Annotated in this window: 14 protein-coding genes; 8 read left to right on the plus strand and 6 right to left on the minus strand. The window is 49.0% G+C overall.

Annotated elements, in window-relative coordinates; all coding sequences use genetic code 11:
- The first annotated feature begins 9 nt into the window (after positions 1–9).
- The gene (locus tag PV02_RS09490) at positions 10–2,187 is read left to right on the plus strand and encodes a type II secretion system F family protein (RefSeq protein ID WP_256623168.1); all 2,178 of its coding nucleotides are present in this window, start codon (positions 10–12) and stop codon (positions 2,185–2,187) included.
- A gap of 49 nt (positions 2,188–2,236) precedes the next feature.
- Positions 2,237–2,923 (plus strand): ribonuclease HII, encoded by a 687-nt coding sequence (gene rnhB, locus PV02_RS09495; protein WP_256623169.1) that lies wholly within the window; start codon positions 2,237–2,239, stop codon positions 2,921–2,923.
- 5 nt (positions 2,924–2,928) lie between these two features.
- On the opposite strand, the gene PV02_RS09500 is transcribed toward rnhB, so the two are convergent.
- The 5 genes from PV02_RS09500 to PV02_RS09520 all read right to left on the minus strand — a co-directional run bounded on the left by PV02_RS09500 (position 2,929) and on the right by PV02_RS09520 (position 8,656).
- The gene (locus PV02_RS09500) at positions 2,929–4,233 is read right to left on the minus strand and encodes a hemolysin family protein (protein WP_256623170.1); all 1,305 of its coding nucleotides are present in this window, start codon (positions 4,231–4,233) and stop codon (positions 2,929–2,931) included.
- A gap of 106 nt (positions 4,234–4,339) precedes the next feature.
- Positions 4,340–6,811 (minus strand): PGF-pre-PGF domain-containing protein, encoded by a 2,472-nt coding sequence (locus PV02_RS09505; protein WP_256623171.1) that lies wholly within the window; start codon positions 6,809–6,811, stop codon positions 4,340–4,342.
- 211 nt (positions 6,812–7,022) lie between these two features.
- Positions 7,023–7,718 carry a phosphoribosylformylglycinamidine synthase subunit PurQ gene (purQ, locus tag PV02_RS09510; protein WP_256623172.1) on the minus strand — a complete coding sequence of 232 codons (696 nt, stop codon included), beginning with the start codon at positions 7,716–7,718 and terminating at the stop codon, positions 7,023–7,025.
- Complete coding sequence (gene purS / locus PV02_RS09515) at positions 7,715–7,966, minus strand: phosphoribosylformylglycinamidine synthase subunit PurS (RefSeq protein WP_256623173.1); 252 nt, start codon at positions 7,964–7,966, stop codon at positions 7,715–7,717. Before purS ends, purQ begins: the two co-directional genes overlap by 4 nt.
- Positions 7,967–8,068: 102 nt before the next feature.
- Positions 8,069–8,656, minus strand: coding sequence for a CDP-alcohol phosphatidyltransferase family protein (locus PV02_RS09520; protein WP_256623174.1), 588 nt, complete (start codon positions 8,654–8,656; stop codon positions 8,069–8,071).
- A 240-nt stretch (positions 8,657–8,896) separates the two neighbouring features.
- Here PV02_RS09520 and PV02_RS09525 point away from each other — a divergent pair, with 240 nt between their 5' ends.
- The 4 genes from PV02_RS09525 to PV02_RS09540 all read left to right on the plus strand — a co-directional run bounded on the left by PV02_RS09525 (position 8,897) and on the right by PV02_RS09540 (position 13,577).
- On the plus strand, positions 8,897–9,280 hold the full coding sequence (locus PV02_RS09525) for a hypothetical protein (RefSeq protein WP_256623175.1): 384 nt from the start codon (positions 8,897–8,899) through the stop codon (positions 9,278–9,280).
- Between the two features lie 215 nt (positions 9,281–9,495).
- Positions 9,496–11,712, plus strand: coding sequence for a diphthine--ammonia ligase (locus tag PV02_RS09530; protein WP_256623176.1), 2,217 nt, complete (start codon positions 9,496–9,498; stop codon positions 11,710–11,712).
- 94 nt (positions 11,713–11,806) lie between these two features.
- The gene (locus tag PV02_RS09535) at positions 11,807–13,051 is read left to right on the plus strand and encodes a hypothetical protein (protein WP_256623177.1); all 1,245 of its coding nucleotides are present in this window, start codon (positions 11,807–11,809) and stop codon (positions 13,049–13,051) included.
- A gap of 280 nt (positions 13,052–13,331) precedes the next feature.
- The gene (locus PV02_RS09540; RefSeq protein WP_256623178.1) at positions 13,332–13,577 is read left to right on the plus strand and encodes a sulfurtransferase TusA family protein; all 246 of its coding nucleotides are present in this window, start codon (positions 13,332–13,334) and stop codon (positions 13,575–13,577) included.
- A gap of 71 nt (positions 13,578–13,648) precedes the next feature.
- Here the strand turns inward: PV02_RS09540 and PV02_RS09545 are convergent, their stop codons facing one another.
- Positions 13,649–14,608 carry an inorganic phosphate transporter gene (locus tag PV02_RS09545; protein WP_256623179.1) on the minus strand — a complete coding sequence of 320 codons (960 nt, stop codon included), beginning with the start codon at positions 14,606–14,608 and terminating at the stop codon, positions 13,649–13,651.
- A gap of 177 nt (positions 14,609–14,785) precedes the next feature.
- Between PV02_RS09545 and PV02_RS09550 the strand changes: the two genes are divergently transcribed.
- Both PV02_RS09550 and PV02_RS09555 read left to right on the plus strand, forming a co-directional pair.
- Positions 14,786–15,646, plus strand: a complete 861-nt coding sequence (locus PV02_RS09550) for a 4Fe-4S binding protein (RefSeq protein WP_256623180.1) — start codon at positions 14,786–14,788, stop codon at positions 15,644–15,646.
- 45 nt (positions 15,647–15,691) lie between these two features.
- On the plus strand, positions 15,692–16,435 hold the full coding sequence (locus PV02_RS09555) for a phosphoadenylyl-sulfate reductase (protein WP_256623181.1): 744 nt from the start codon (positions 15,692–15,694) through the stop codon (positions 16,433–16,435).
- Positions 16,436–16,471: the final 36 nt, after the last annotated feature.

A 16,471-nucleotide genomic window follows, 5' to 3' on the forward strand; every position in this document is an offset into this window, starting at 1 on the left:
GGTGAAAGATTGACTGAAAAAGAGACTAACCCTGAAACCGCCATGCTGCAGATGGATGAAACTGAGCAGGAACCTGTTGAGAGCGCAGCTGGAGTTCCTGCAGACGAGGATAAAAAAGCAAAAGCTGCAAAAGCTAAGAAAAGAAAGAACAAAATGGACCTTGCGCCCCATATACAGAGGGCTGAGGTCTATTTGAAGGTTCTTAAGAAAGTACCTTTTGTTCTGCTCGGGACACAGATCAAAGCCCGGAAGCAGAATTACGTGAACCTGCAAAAGCAGCTTAACCAGGCACGCATACCCGTTTCCCACGAGATGTACATCTCGAATGCCATATTCTACTCCATACTTGCAGGGATATTCGGGGCTTTCCTGGGACTTTTGCTCACCTATATTATAATCGAGCTGGTCGGCCTTCCGGACCAGCTCACAAACCTTACTTTCAGTCCAAGTGTGGCTTTCCTCCTTTCCTACAAGGAGATATTCATAGCTTTTTTCATTACTATCGTTTTCATTGTGGGCCTGGGAGGACTGGTCTACAATATATTCATGCTCTACCCCGGGTTCCAGGCAGGAGAGCGCAAATCAAAGATAGACATGCAACTGCCTTACGCAGTGACATTCATGTATGCTCTGAGCAAGGGAGGCATGAACATCATAGATGTGTTCAGAGCCCTTGCAAGATCCGAGGACACTTATGGAGAGGCATCCAAGGAGATAGATGCTATCGTAAGGGATATGGATTACTTCGGCCACGACCTGAGGACAGCTCTTACGAACGCTTCGGAAACAACTCCTTCGGAGAGGTTCCAGGATCTCATATACAACCTGCTTACTGTGATAGACAGTGGAGGCAACATACCCAACTATTTCCGTGACAAGTCAGAGCAGTATCTTATAAAATCAGAAGTGGACCAGAAAGGATTCCTGGATACCCTGGCCCTGCTTGCAGAATCATATGTGACGGCCTTTGTCGCAGGCCCTCTCTTCATTATCATCATGGGAGTCATGATGGCCGTGATGGGCTCAGGGACAAGTACAATGGTATATGCGATCATCTATGCCGTATTGCCAGTGGGCTCCCTGATGTTCGTTATAATGATCAGCATCATCACGCCTACGGAGATGGGCGAGCCGAAACTGCTCAACACGCGTATGGTGCTCGACCATGGCATACCCCAGGTACCGGCATACCTGCTTCCGGTGTACGATGAGAATGGAGAACCTGTAGGAGAGACCGGGGAGAAGGTCAGGGAAAGGAGCTATTTCGAATCGTTCATAAAATCGAAGAAATCACTTGCGCTTAAGAGGATCATAAAGAAACCCCTTGAGCCGATGTTCCGCAACCCGCTTGCAACACTGGCGGTCACGGTCCCGCTGGCGCTTCTTCTGGTGGGTATTCCTCTGACGATGAATATCAACAGCCTGAGAACGCCTTCTCTGCTGGTTGATTTCATCGACGACAAGCTTGTATTTGCCATACTGCTGGTAATAATACCCCTCTCGATCTTCTTTGAGATCAAGAACATGAAGAAGAAGAAAATGGAGAGTAATTTTCCGGATTTCCTGAAGAAACTGGCAAGTACCAACGAAACAGGCATGACACTCAGGGATTCAATAAAACTGATGGCCAGATCCGAAACTGATGCTCTCAGCCGTGAGGTCAAGAAGATATGGCATGATGTACTATGGGGTGTCGAGGTCAATGACTCACTTATAAGGTTTGCCAACAGGCTCAGGACGCAGGTCGTCACGCGCTCGCTGTCCCTTATAACCAAGGCGAACGAGTCAAGCGGCGATGTGGGAGAAGTGCTCATTGTTGCTGCAAGGGATGCGGCCTCAGAACAGGGGATGAGGAGGGAGCGTACCATGAGCATGATGATCTACATAGTCATTATCTACATATCCTTCCTTGTGTTCGTGGGTGTGATATATGTCATTTCGACAACATTCCTGACAGAAATGGCAGCAGCCGGGAAACAAATGGCAGCATCGGGCGGACAGAGCGGATTCCTCAGCAACTTCGACCTGGATGCTTACACACAGCTCTTCAAGCATGCAGCTATCATCCAGGGACTGAGTTCCGGCCTGATGGCAGGAGCCATGGGTGAAGGCAACATCATGGCGGGCCTTAAGCACTCGACCATCATGATCATAATAGGGTATGTTGTATTCACTCTCTTCATCTGACAGGCAAATTAATGTAGATTGCTGCAGACAGATGAACGGATAGAGTATAATGATGATCGCTGGAATAGATGAGGCTGGAAAGGGACCTGTTATAGGTCCCATGTGTGTTGGCGGAGTGCTTGTGGAGGAGGAAAGGATAAACACCCTGAGGAACCTGGGCGTGGCTGACTCAAAAAAGCTGACCCCTAAAAAAAGGGAGATGCTTGCCCTCCAGATCGAAAAATATGCCCACAGGATATTTGTTCTTGAGATAACTCCAATGCAGATCGATGAGCTGCGCAAGGTCATGAGCATGAACGAGATTATGGTACGCGCCTTTTCCATGGTCCTTGAGGAACTGCATCCCGACCAGGCCTATGTGGATGCTGCCGACGTTAATGCTGACAGGTTCGGTAAAAGGCTGTTGATCGAGTATGAGAAAAAACATCCTGAAAAGGCGGGCCATCTGTCCGTTATATCAAAACACCAGGCTGATGCCATATACCCGATCGTTTCTGCAGCCTCCATTGTTGCAAAGGTACGCAGGGACAGCCTGATCGAGGAGCTCAGGAAAGAAATAGGTATTGACTTTGGGAGCGGCTATCCCTCGGACCCCAAAACCAAGCAGTTCCTGCAGGGCTGGTTCAAAGAGCATGGGGAGCTGCCTGACATTGTGAGGCATTCCTGGAAGACTGCAGAGAATGTGATCAGGCCACAAGGCAATCAAAGAAATGACAGTGACATCCCCCGCTCCTGAAAAGCTCACGGGGATTGTGGAACTTTCATCACCAGCACCTTGTCCACTTTATTGCCATCCATATCTACGACCTCATAGCGCATTCCTTTGAACTCTATATGGTCTCCTGTTTTCGGTATGCGTTGTAAGACGAATATTATGAACCCTGCAATGGTCCTATAGTATTCCTGCTCCTCCTGTGGAAAAGAGTCTACGGACAGGACATCCTTTACCTTTTCGAGAGGCGTGTCCCCGTCGATAAGCCAGGATCCGTCCTCTCTAAGGACCACAGGCGTTTCTGCAGGCTCGCCCAGGGATCGGACATCACCTACTATAGCTTCAAGAATATCATGAAGTGTGATCAACCCCTCAACACTTCCATATTCACCAGTGACCAGAGCAATATGGACCCCGAGCTCCTTGAACAGCTCCAGGAGCTTCAGGACAGGAAGAGCCTCAGGTACAAAGAGCGGTTTTGCCAGATCCGCCCTTATATCGAAAGTGCCGGACTCCACGATCTCTGCCAGGACCTGTTTTACGGACACTATCCCGACGATGTTGTCAAGATCCTTATAATATGCAGGGAAATAAGACCTGCCACTGCGGACCATTTTCTGCAGATTCTCATCAATACTGTCGTCCAGGTCCAGAGCAATAATATCAGTATGATGGGTCATCAGTGATTCTACGCGAAGATCACCTATCTCAAGAACACCTTCGATCATGCTCAGTTCCGCCATCTCGAACACACCGGCCTCTGTCCCTTCCTCAAGCATGGACTTGATCTCCTCCTCTGTTACCGGCGGCTCGCTGGTCTGATGGATCCTCAGTAATCGAAGTACGGCCTCGGTCGAAACACTTAGAATGACAACGAAAGGCCTTGCTATGGAAGAGAGGAACATCATAGGTCTTGAGACCTTAGTGGCAATAGTTTCAGCTTTGCTCAGTGCGACCCTTTTTGGGACGAGTTCGCCAACTACCAGGGTCAGGTAAGTGATCGTGACTACCACGATTACGATACTGAGTGCATCACTATATCTAGCCAGGGCGGAGAACTCGCTTAGGTAACCTGCAAGCCCTTGTGCTATAGTAGCTCCCCCATATGCACCGGCAAGAATACCTATCAGAGTGATCCCTATCTGGATCGTTGAAAGGAACGGTGTTAATTCATTAGAGAGGGCCAATGCAGCTTCTGCTCCCGGACTCCCTTCTTCGGCGAGTTGTTTCAGGCGGGCTTTCCTGGACGAGACAAGGGCAAACTCGGACATAGCAAATATGCCATTGAGTAAGATCAAAGTGAGGACAATAGCGATCTCAAATGTATAAGACATTTTATACTTATCATAGGATGACTATACTTAAACATATTTCGTGCCTGTATCAGCGCTGTACAATCAATCCCGATCACAGATCGGATAAAAATGAGGTAACGAAGCTTTAGCTCCGTTTCCTGTAAAGTACATATGCAACTGCTATCACTACACAGATGGCTGCCAGCACCAGGATACTGCCTGAGATGGCCGTGTCTGCCGAGCCAGTCCCGGCCTCATCGTCCGTAACAACATCTGTACCTGCATCGTCAGCGGACCTCAGTAAGGCATCAGTTGCTTCTGTGGATGTGCTTTCAGAGACTATTGCAAACGGTGAGAAGCCTGGTGTCCGGCTTTCAAAGTAGATGTACGTGTCATCTTCTCCGGCAAAGGACGTAGAAAGCGCATTCCACGAACTGTCAGCATACCTGTAGAGCTTCACTGAAGCAGCATCAGCGTCATTATCCTCGAGCCATGACTTCTCCACTTTGAATCCTATAAAAAGGTTCTCAACATTTTCCGGATTCACAAAACCGGTACTGCCAACCCAGATGTTCATTTGCTGGTAGACATTTCCCGGTGCATCGGCCTTTGCAAAAGATGACCTGCCTTTGAGTGTTTCAACAATGGCCTGTACCTTCCCGGAATTCTTCAAAGCATCGAACCGGACGGATGTAATTGCATTACCATCCTTGCTGAACTCGTAACTGACACGGGAACCTGCATTGACAAAGATACCCTGCACTTCCTTTACCGCAACGTTCTCGTACTTCTCGCCGGTGGTACCACCGCCTCCACCGCTGCTTCCACTGCTTCTGCCGGTGGAGGTAGGAGCCTGGGCGGGTTTCGGGCCGATCCAGAACCTGGTAGTGAATATCTGCAGGTTACCTGTATTGTCCTCAACATACACTGAAGCGGAATGTACACCCTTGGTAAGTCCTGTGGCATTGTACGAAGCGTATGAATCTGTTATAGTTGCATTGGAACTGTCTGTAACATCCACGCCGTCAAACATGAGAACTATGGAGCTTCCGTTAATGCCTGTTCGCGCATCAGAGTAGTTGAAGCGGATATCCGCATATGCTGTATCTTCTGCGAAAGCATGACCGTCGGCAGGCGTGAAACTAAAGATAACTGGAGCCGTGCGGTCCACACTTACAATATGGTCTGATTCAATTGAATTGCTGTTCTTTGCAGTGTCCTTTGCAACTGCTCTGAGAGTATAGTTCCCTTCCGCAACCTTTGAGAGATCGAATTCCGCAAGCCACGAACCATCTTCCAGGTATGCAGTGGCAGTTTTCACGATCCCGGAGCCGGAAAGCAGTTCAACGCTGACAGTTGCCACATCCCCTGATGTACCGGATTCGGAGACCTTCACCAACAGGCCGGAGTTGGCATACACAAGCTTCTCACTACCTGAGATTCCTGAGACATCGCTTATAAGAATGGAGGGGGCCGTATTGTCAACGGTCACACCTATTTCCTCAGATATCGAGTCACCGGAGACAGTCTTAGTAAGCAGATTCAGCTTATATGTTCCACTTGGAAGGAGCTCTCCATCCTGGTCTGTCGTATACCAGTCAAACGCATAAACTCCCGAGACAAGATCATCAGTGATGTTCCTTTCGAAAACTGCAGCACCAGTTCCATCGGTTACTGAAAACCGGGATGATGCATAATCTATGCCGCTTATATCGACTTTTATATTTACCGGCTTGTTGACACTTATGGCTTTTGCGGAACTTACTTTCATGTATGCAGTATTACCTTCTACTACTACAGTCGCGACTGCCTTAGACCATGACATATGGTCCTTTACTCTGAATTCTATAGTGTGGGTTCCCACGGAAAGGTTAGATCTGGAAAAGCTTGACTGGTTGCTCAGCATGTTATCAATGCTGGACCACCACTGGTAACTAACGTTCTTTCCATCTGGATCGATACCTGTTCCGCTGAATACGATGTTCTGACCAGTTCTCGCATGATTCGGAGTGATAGAATCAATAGTAGCTATCGGAAGACTATTCTCCAGAATGACCAGATAGCCATAAACCCTGTCCGACCACTGGCCCTCACTGTCCACGGCCCTGAAGCTCATCTTATGATTGCCTACAGATAAGCCCCCGGTATATAGGGTCCTTCCTGTGCATTGTAAACCATCTATATCGGAGTACCATTCATGGCCTTTCTTTGATGGGATAGCAGTGTGATTGTAAACATATAGGCCAACTAAGCTAACAATCTCACCCCTTATCGCAGGGTTCGGCCTGATATAGTCTATTGCAACTACAGGGCGTGTATCTGCCGAGATATAAGCGGTCCTTGTAAGGGAATGTGATCCGTTCGCATTGCCGACCGTCAGACTCACAGTATAAGTGCCTGCTGCAGTATAAGTATGTGCAGGATCCTGAAGGTTGGATGTACTGCCATCACCAAAGTCCCACAGCCATGATGCAGGCTCCCCGCTTGAATCATCTGTAAACCTGACCTCAAGAGGAACTTTTCCGCTTACAACATCCGAGTCAAAGGAAGCTACCGGAGCTGAAGCAATCTCAGAGGCACTCACGACACCTATGCATAGAAACAATACAATTATCATTAAAGCAACAAAGTTAATTTTGACTATGATACCACCACTCAAGTGAAATAAGGATGTAAGTTAAATAAAAGTTTTAGGAAACATTGTTACTAAAAATCAGTGAATTCCCGCTGATAAGTTTCCCGAAAGACCCGAGAATGAAAAAGTGAACGAGTACAGGATTACCTGAGAGTGGTATTGCTACTGGGAAAAAACTTGAAAAAAGAATGGTTCAACGGCTGGAGATATACTCCAGCATTGACCTGAACACTTTTAAGCCGTCGGATGAACCCAGCACTTCCTCGGATGCACGCTCAGGGTGCGGCATCATTCCAAGCACATTCTTCCTTTTGCTGACTATGCCTGCGATATTCTCTCTGGAACCATTGGGGTTTGCCTCATCGGTGGCATTGCCATTCCTGTCAACATACCTGAAGACGACCTGGCCGTTCCTCTCCAGTGAAGCGAGGGTTGGCTCGTCTGCATAGTAGTTGCCTTCCATGTGGGCTATGGGGATGCTGAGGATATCTCCTTTCCTGAACATGGAGGTGAAGGGAGTATCGGTGGTCTCGACCCGCAGGTATGTGGGTTCGCACCTGAACTTCGGATAGTTGTTGGTGGTCAGCGCACCTTCGAGCAGGCCCGATTCGGTAAGCACCTGGAAGCCGTTGCAGATACCGATCACAGGCTTACCTGCATCAGCCTGTTTCTTCACGGAATTCATTATAGGTGTACGTGCAGCTATTGCGCCGGCCCGGAGATAGTCACCATAAGAGAAACCGCCAGGTATCACTATACCATCGAAGCGGTCAAGGTTCTCTTCCTTATACCAGACGAGTTCGGCATCAGCACCCAGAACATCCTTCAGGACGTGCAGGATATCAAGGTCACAGTTGCTTCCGCCAAACTGGACAACGGCAATGCTCATTCTATTTCCCTCAGGGATATGGAATAATTATGGATGATCGGGTTCGCTATCAGCTTCTCGCACATCTCTTCCACGTTCTCCCTGGCGCTGTGTATATCTGCTGCCTGCAGGACGATAGTGAATTTCTTTGCGGTCCTGACACTGTCGGTCTCATAACCAAGGTGCTCAAGCGCCCTTTTAACGGTCGTGCCTTCCGGATCGAGCATACCGGCCTTAAGTTCGATTATTACTTCAGCTTGATACTGCATCTTCTATCCTCAGCTCTCTTTTGAATATGAATGATATGGATATGAGGCTTTAATACAGCACTTGATATTATAATCTTTGCCCCGGGAACATGTTCCTATGCCTTATGCAAGTGCCCTCTTTGCATGCAACAGACGCTGTATGACAGTGATGTGGGTAAGTACCACTATAATAATAATGGCAAGTCCAAGCATGCCTGTTAGGGCACCTGCGACAAGTACTATCAGCCTCTCCGGTCTCTCGGCTATCCCGACATCCATCTCCCTTGCACCGGCAGCCTCCGCCCTGGAACGTGTGTAACTTACCAGGTAGGAGCCTATTATCGCAATTACCGTCCACAGCCACATGGGAATGGAAAGGAAGTCCACCTGAACTATGCTGCCGGATATGAGGCCATAGATAATCCCTACGTATATAAGGGCGTCAGCGTACCTGTCACAGACGGAGTCAAGAACTGCCCCGAACGCGGTGCACAAACCATTAGCCCTGGCAACCGCACCATCGAAAACATCAAAGATGCCACTCAGAAGGATTGTAAAAGCCCCAAGGATAAGAAAACCCCTGGCAAACTCAATCGCAGCAATTACGCTGACTGCCAACCCTATAAGAGTTAAGGTGTTTGGTGAAAGAGGGATGTTCCTTGCCAGTGGCAGGAACCAGTTCCTTATATTATCCTTTAGTGCTCCCAACATGTGCTTCCATCCTGATGTTTGATTTTCTATTCTATGTATTAGTATTTATTAATCTGCCTAAACCCGGTCCGGTTAAGAATTATAACTCATCATAATGATGGTGATTATACATTAAAACATAGATATAATTATATACTTGATTGTCAAACCAGCAATTATACTGCAGAAACAGGACCCGTTCTTTCCTGATCTCTGGGGTCGTATCGGAATAACCATAAATCCGGGCAGAGGCAATAATAAATGAAGACCGAACGCAAGATAATAGTATCTGAGAATGGAAAACTCGTTCTGAAGAAGATCACCCTTGCATGCAAAGATGCAAGCGGGAAAGATCTTTACCTGTTTGAACCGGACAAAAAGAAGGAAAAGACGGAAAGCCTTTACGAGCGCATGGAGAACAACTTCCTGAGAATAGGTCTCCTCAAGAAAGTTGACATGTCCACATTAAGTAATGATGAGGTCAACAGGCTCATTTACAAGAAACATGAAAAGGAAGACAGGTTCCTCAAGGCAGGGGAGAAGCGTGGCTTCAATTTTGGCTCGGACATGGACCCGGATGATATCCTGAGATTCTATATATCCCTCACACCCGAGGAAAGGGTCGCCCTGAACTGCAAGCCGTAAGCACGAACTGTGAAGATTACCATGGGGGTCCCTCAGCCCCCTGCCCTCACCCTGCTGTCTCATCCTGATATCTGTCCTTTATATCTGTCCTGTTTTCCCATTTCCCGCAGATCCACTCATAGCCCTGTGATATGTTTTCCGGGATGTACTATGAAAAGCTTTTATGATTAATACCATATATAGCCATCCAAAACCATACCAGTGAAGAAATCAAAATGTGCGGGATTACAGGCTTTTTCAATATCGAGAACTCTCTGGAGCTGGCTCTGAGAGCCCTGGAGACCATGAGGAACAGGGGACTTGACTGTATCGGTATCTGTGGAGCCGGATGGCTGGAGCATGCCACTGATACGGAAAGCCTGAAATTTCAGCAAGGCTCCGAGCTGAACGTCCTTGGCCACCGCCTCCATTCCATGGTCAACTTCGTGCGCCAGCCTATAGCGTACAGAGGAAGGCTGGTTGCCAACTGCGAGCTGTACAACTGGAAGGAACTCGGGGAGAAGTACGGGATAGAAGCTGAGAACGATGCAGACATGCTCATAAAACTGATAGAGCTTAAATGGCGTGAGCTGGAGAGGGCCAGGGATACAGGAAGCCCTGATCCCTCCGTGGATCACGATATCCCGGAAACGGATGTGCTCAGGATGCTGGACGAGCTGCTTGCAGAAGTGACAGGGGTCTATGCTTTTGCTTACTGGCTGGGCGACAGGATCTACATCGCAAGGGACATACTCGGAATCAAGCCTCTCTGGTACAGCACATCCGGAGGGTTTGCCTTCGCCTCCGAGAAAAAGGCGCTTGTGCCGACAGGCCGCACCGACATCAAGGAGCTTAACCCACGGGAGATTTTCGGCTACGACCTGCAGAACGATACAGTTACTACATTCAATAGGAGCTTTTTCTCCATCCAGCCGGAGCACACACAGCCGGTCGAGAATATCAAGGTAGACTTCCGGAGCCTTCTGGAGAATGCGGTGTCCGTACGCTTCCCGGATGAGAGGTTCGGCATATTATTCTCAGGCGGACTGGACTCCACTGTGATAGCTTATCTCTGCAAGACGCTTGGAAAGAAGCCAGGAATTGATTTCACATGCTACACTGCCGGATTGAGTGAAGTCCAGCTTCCGCCTGACGTGGAATATGCACAGAGGATGGCTCAGGAACTTGGCCTTGATCTTAAAGTAAAGAGGATCGGGCTGGAAGAAGTGGAAGAGTACCTCCGGCAGGTTGTCCCGCTTGTTGAAGATACTAATGTGCCAAAGGTGGGAGTAGCCCTGACCATGTACGCTGCGTGCGTAGCTGCCAGGGAGGACGGTATAAGGGTCATGTTCTCAGGCTCCGGGGCCGATGAGCTGCTGGCAGGCTATGACCGCCACAAGCGTTCCGCTGAAATAAACAGGGACTGCTATGCCGATATCCTGAAGATATACGAGAGGAACACCTACAGGGACGATGTGGTCTCCATGAACAATAATATCGAGCTGCGTGTGCCCTACCTGGACAAGCGCCTCGTTGACTATTGCCTTAAGATCCCTGCTGGCTACAAAATGAGAGCAGACACTAACAAATGGATATTGCGTGAAACAGCCATGGACCTCGGCCTGCCTGAGGAACTGTCCCTGCGTAAGAAACAGGCCGCCCAGTACGGCAGCAGGTTCGACAAGGCTATCGGCAAGCTGGCAAAGAGAGCAGGAGCCGGTACGAAGACCGAATACCTGAAGCAGTTCTATGACCGGCACAATCTCAAACTGGGAGTCCTTTTCAGCTCAGGCAAGGACAGTAATTACGCAATGCACATAATGCAGGAGCAGAACTACTCCATCGAATGCCTCATCACTATCAAGAGCCAGAACCCGGACTCCTACATGTTCCACACACCCAACATCAGCCTGGCGAACCTGCAGGCGGAGGCAATGGGAATTCCGCTGATAGAGGAAACCACCAGGGGTGAAAAAGAGACAGAACTGGAGGACATGAAGAACGCCATCCTCCGGGCAAAAAAGGAGTTCGGGATAGAAGGAATTGTCACAGGCGCCCTCTATTCCAACTATCAACGCGAAAGAATAGAGAAGGTATGCGATGAGCTTGGTCTCAAGGTGTTCTCACCGCTCTGGCATATCGACCAGGAAAAGGAGATGCGCCAGCTTCTGTCAATTGGATTTGATTTTATTTTCAGCAGTGTTGCAGCCTACGGCCTTGATAAAAGTTGGGTAGGGCGCAGGATAGAAGAAAGGGACGTGGACCGGCTTGTGAGACTTAACCAGAAGATTGGTCTCAATGTAGCAGGCGAAGGCGGCGAGTTCGAGAGTTTCGTACTGGACGGACCCATGTACAATAAAAGGATCGAGGTCAGGGCGATGGAAGTCATCGAGCTTGATGAGTACACTGCAAAAGTGAATATCACTGACGCTGTACTTGTCGATAAGGATTGAACATCCATCGGCTGCGAGAATATAAATACTGTTCACTTCATAATTCCCATTGACACTAAAATAGGGTTAATAGTTTCTACTGGGAGTGGATTATTTGGAACTTACAATGATGATACCCAGCTACTGGGGCAGGGATAGTGTAACAGGCTGGAAAGAAGGGGATGCTGTCTATGACCATCCCATCCCGACAGATCAGGAAGGCACGCTTGGCAGGGCGATCAGGAGTATCGGGATACTGAGGGATAAGGATTTCAGGCTGGTGGTACTGGCAGTGCCAACCTCGCCGGAGATAGAGAATGAGGTAGAGGATATCGTAAAAAGGATAGTCGAGGAGAACACACCGGCTGCAGGAGTGGAGATTCTGGTGTTTGGGCCCTCACACCTGAAAAGTGTTCACGGCCTGCTCGACATGGATGGAAAAAAGGCATGCAGAGAGCTACTGAGTCTTAGGGGTTACTCCAATATCCGTAACATGTGCCTTTTCATACCTCACGTGCTTGGGTCAGACGCAGCTGTACTCATTGACGACGATGAGGTTTTCGAGGATCCTGATTTCATTGGAAAGGTCAGGGAGCATATAGGCCAGGAGATCGACGGCAAGAGGATATACGGACTGGCAGGCTACTACCTGCAGCCGGATGGCAACTTCTATGTGCCTGCCCCGCAAGACGGCTGGGCATACTACTGGGGCAAGCAGATACAGATGAACAAGGCCTTTGAAGCCGTTATCGCATCACCGCCACGTATCAAGGAAACACCCTTCGTGTTCGGCGGGAACATGACGATACACAGGAACCTTTTCATGAAGATACCCTTCGATCCCTATGTAAGGAGGGGGGAGGATATTGATTATATAATGAACTCCATGATGTTCGGCTTTAGCTTCTTCCTGGACAACGAGCTTCATATCAAGCACCTGCCACCTGCGAAAAGCCATCCTCAGTGGATGCGCCTGAGGGAGGACATATATCGCTTTGTCTTTGAAAGGGAAAAGCTGAGGCATCAGAAGAAGGTACAGGGCATGAGGCGGCTGTCTGCGGAGGATTTTGGAGAATACCCCGGTGCTTTCCTTAAAGAAGACCTTGATGAGAGAATAAAGAACGCCAGCATGCTCCTCTCCGGCGAATACCGCCGCAACGGGGATATTGCCGGCGGCATTGAGGCTTTGAAGAACATGGATGTTGCCTTTAAGGAAGCTGTTCCCTCTTTCGATCCTTTCGATCATCTGGTGGAGCTGCAAAGAAAGTGGGAGAAAATGATGATCCATACCAGCCATGATGAGCTCGCAAAGAGTATCCGGGAAACATTCATCAATGCAGAAAAGTCAGCTGAACCCTGAACGATGCAGCCTCACCAAGTACAGAGGCAACTTTTGCCGCATAAAGCATTTTTAAGTAGCAGCATGGACTAGATTATCCGGGAAGTCAGTGATATCCATGCTGCCAGAATGGCGGAAAGGCTACGCAATCGCCTGCAGAGCGATTCCATCCCGGTTCGATTCCGGGTTCTGGCTTAAGACTTGCCGTGTGGGAGAAGTGCAATAACTGCTGGTATTTTTTGCCTCCCTTATGTTCTATGAACTCCGGCAAGAGTTTTGATAAAAAAGAGAGCAGGCAAATATGACAGAAAAGGTGACAGAAGGATTGAACGAACTGGATCTCAGGGGAGAGGTCTGCCCCTTTACTTTCGTGAAAACAAAACTGCAGCTGGAAGGAATGGAGAAAGGAGACATCCTTACGGTTATTTTTGATTATGCTCCTGCGGTGTCAAGCGTTCCCGGAAGCGTAAAAAATGAAGGTCATAATATCCTCGGGATAGAAAAAGAAGGGGATTGCACCTGGAAGGTCCGTATTCAGAAAGCTTGATGGCAGAAGTACTTTTACTATTTATTTTTAAAATAACCTGCTTTTGTTATTCTATCCCTTCACTTCCCAGATCAGTATACAAGCCCGATAGCACTATAAGCTATCAGGCCAGCCGCTATTGGCGATATGACCCACATGATCGCAATGCGCTTTACGGTCTTACTCTTTACCATCATAAAGCCTTCATTGGCACACCCGATCCCTATGATGGCTGCAGGCACTATCTGGCCAAGTGCCACAGGTATGCCTCCAACGGAGGCGATGTGCACAATAACTGCTGCAATGATCTCAACGAAAACAGCACGGACCATACAGAGCTCAGTTATCTCCGTACCTACGGTCTGAAGTATCCTCCCACCAATCAACAGCGCTCCAAGACCAAGAGTCAGGCCTCCTAAGACAGCTCCTGTTGCAGAGTCCAGTAAACCCGCGCCCACAATGGGGCCAACTGCATTACCCGCATTATTGGCTCCTGCCGAAAAGGCGACATAACAACCGGATACGGTAAGAAGTTTCGCAATAACACCTTTTATCTGTAACTCGGATTTATGTCCTTCCAGCCAGGAGGCAATTCCGGGATGGAGATATTTTCCGGAAAGATAGGCAAGTACGAATGCAAGCACAGGCGTAACTGCCCACCATCCTACTATCTGTAAGAGCAGCTGGGTATCCAGCAGGCCGTAGAACAGGCCAATGCCAACAACTGCCCCAACCATGGACTGGCTTGATGATATGGGAACCTTGAGCATGTTCCCTACCAAGAGACAAAAACCAGCTGCGCTTACCGTAATAGTTGCTGCGGTAAGTGTAATGATGCTGCCTGGAATAAGCCCTCCACCCAGGGTTTTGATAACCTCTTCACCGCTCAGCACCGCACCAAGCAGTGAAAACACTGCTATGAGCATTACTGCCTGTTTTTTGGTACGGGCTCTGGCACCGTATGCTGCACCCATGGAGGCTGCTGCATTATTCCCCCCGATGTTGATCCCCATGAAGATCGCAGATGCGATCGCAGCCAGTGCTATAATCATTTTAAGTAACTCCTTCTCTATCGCCTGTAAGTCTTTTTTTCAAGAACCGAAGCACATGAAAGGTAGCCTTCTATATAGTGGTGAAGAACGGGGCTAAAATTGCCGCAAAAAAAGCGGCAAATCTTGCCCTTTTACTTATTTATATATCACAATCTGCATATGCCGGAGAGATGACAAATGGATGAAAAGACGATTAGCTACGACAGGATCAAACAGGGCGGTTTTCTTCGCCAGAGACAAAAGGAAGACCTCTTTTCAATAAGGCTCCGTGTTGTCGGGGGACAGCTTAATGCTGACCAGCTCAGGACACTTGCGGATGCCTCTGAAAAGTATGGCAGGGGTGAGGTCCACATAACTTCACGCCAGGGACTTGAGGTCTCATACGTTTCCCTCGAGGATGCGGAGGACCTTCTTGACGAGCTTGAGGAGGGAGGTGTCCGTCAGGGTACCTGCGGTCCCAGGGTCCGTGGTGTGGTCGCCTGTCAGGGAAACCTGATCTGTCCCCGGGGGCTAATCGATGCACAGGACATTGCAAAGAAGATCGATGAGAATTACTTTGCCATGGAACTTCCTAGCAAGTTCAAATTCGCAGTTACGGGATGCCCTGCGTCATGCATGAAACCACAGGAGAACGACCTCGGTGTAATGGGAGGGCTTGAGCCCGAGTGGGTAGAAGAGCAGTGCTCCTATTGTGGCCTCTGCCAGATGGCATGCCCCGCAGATGCGATCAAAGTAGAGAACGGGACCCTGCATTATGAAAGGGACAAGTGCATCCTCTGTGGCCAATGCCAGATGATATGCCCCAAGGAAGCATGGGTCAGTTCAAGGGAAGGATACACAGTCTACGTTGGCGGCAAGGTAGGCAGAAATCCAAGACTTGGTATCAGGCTTGTTGAGCTTGTGGATGAGAATACCCTGTTCAGGATAATAGAGAGATCGCTGGAGTTCTTCAAAAAAGAAGCAACTTCAGGGGAGCGTTTCGGAGATACAATCCGGCGTGTGGGCCTTGAGAAATTCAAGGCTTTTGTGCTGGAATAAGGCAATCTCCGGTTAAACAGGACAGCAGACTATCGGGAGATGGATATGACAGTACAGGATCCGCAATTGAAAAGTGAAATAGGGTCATTGGCCGAGGAATATAAGAACAGCTCTCCGCAGGAGATCCTGGAGTATGCCCTGGGCAGGTTTGGCACAGGCATAACCATTGCGTTCAGCGGTGCAGAGGATGTTGTACTTATTGACATGGCTACCAGGATCAGAGAAGACATCAGTGTATTCTCAATAGATACCGGGCGCCTGCATCCTGAGACATACAGGTTCTTCGATGTTGTGCGGGAGCATTACAATATCCCCCTCGAGGTATTCTTTGCTGACAGGGAAAAAACAGAAGAACTGGTCCTCAGGAAGGGAATGTTCTCATTCTACAGGGACGGGCATCATGAATGCTGCGCTGCGCGCAAAGTCGATCCGCTCAGGCGCTCCCTCAGTACGAGGGATGCGTGGATCACAGGACAGCGCAGGGACCAGAGCCCCAATACCCGGGCAGAAATTCCTGTAATGGAAATGGATCCGGTATTTGGTAATGGTACACTGGTGAAGTTCAATCCCCTGGCAAACTGGACCTCCGGGCAGGTGTGGGACTATATCATGGATAAAGAGGTGCCTTACAACGAACTCCATGCAAAGGGCTACGTAAGCATCGGCTGTGAACCATGTACCAGGCCTGTGCTGCCGGGGCAGCATGAGCGTGAAGGGCGCTGGTGGTGGGAAGAATCCACAAAAAAGGAATGCGGACTGCACTCCGGAAATATCAGGCCCCCTGTCTGACAGTCAGGGGCTTTTGCATAACAGATCACAAACAGA

Source organism: Methanolobus chelungpuianus (assembly GCF_024500045.1).
GTDB lineage: Archaea > Halobacteriota > Methanosarcinia > Methanosarcinales > Methanosarcinaceae > Methanolobus > Methanolobus chelungpuianus.

Coding starts and splice junctions, on each gene's coding strand:
- rnhB (WP_256623169.1), top strand. CDS start 2,237: ATGATGATCGCTGGAATAGATGAGGCTGGAAAGGGACCTGTTATAGGT.
- PV02_RS09555 (WP_256623181.1), top strand. CDS start 15,692: ATGACAGTACAGGATCCGCAATTGAAAAGTGAAATAGGGTCATTGGCC.
- PV02_RS09520 (WP_256623174.1), bottom strand. CDS start 8,656: ATGTTGGGAGCACTAAAGGATAATATAAGGAACTGGTTCCTGCCACTG.
- purQ (WP_256623172.1), bottom strand. CDS start 7,718: ATGAGCATTGCCGTTGTCCAGTTTGGCGGAAGCAACTGTGACCTTGAT.
- PV02_RS09505 (WP_256623171.1), bottom strand. CDS start 6,811: ATGATAATTGTATTGTTTCTATGCATAGGTGTCGTGAGTGCCTCTGAG.
- PV02_RS09540 (WP_256623178.1), top strand. CDS start 13,332: ATGACAGAAAAGGTGACAGAAGGATTGAACGAACTGGATCTCAGGGGA.
- PV02_RS09500 (WP_256623170.1), bottom strand. CDS start 4,233: ATGTCTTATACATTTGAGATCGCTATTGTCCTCACTTTGATCTTACTC.
- PV02_RS09545 (WP_256623179.1), bottom strand. CDS start 14,608: ATGATTATAGCACTGGCTGCGATCGCATCTGCGATCTTCATGGGGATC.
- PV02_RS09550 (WP_256623180.1), top strand. CDS start 14,786: ATGGATGAAAAGACGATTAGCTACGACAGGATCAAACAGGGCGGTTTT.
- PV02_RS09530 (WP_256623176.1), top strand. CDS start 9,496: ATGTGCGGGATTACAGGCTTTTTCAATATCGAGAACTCTCTGGAGCTG.
- purS (WP_256623173.1), bottom strand. CDS start 7,966: ATGCAGTATCAAGCTGAAGTAATAATCGAACTTAAGGCCGGTATGCTC.
- PV02_RS09525 (WP_256623175.1), top strand. CDS start 8,897: ATGAAGACCGAACGCAAGATAATAGTATCTGAGAATGGAAAACTCGTT.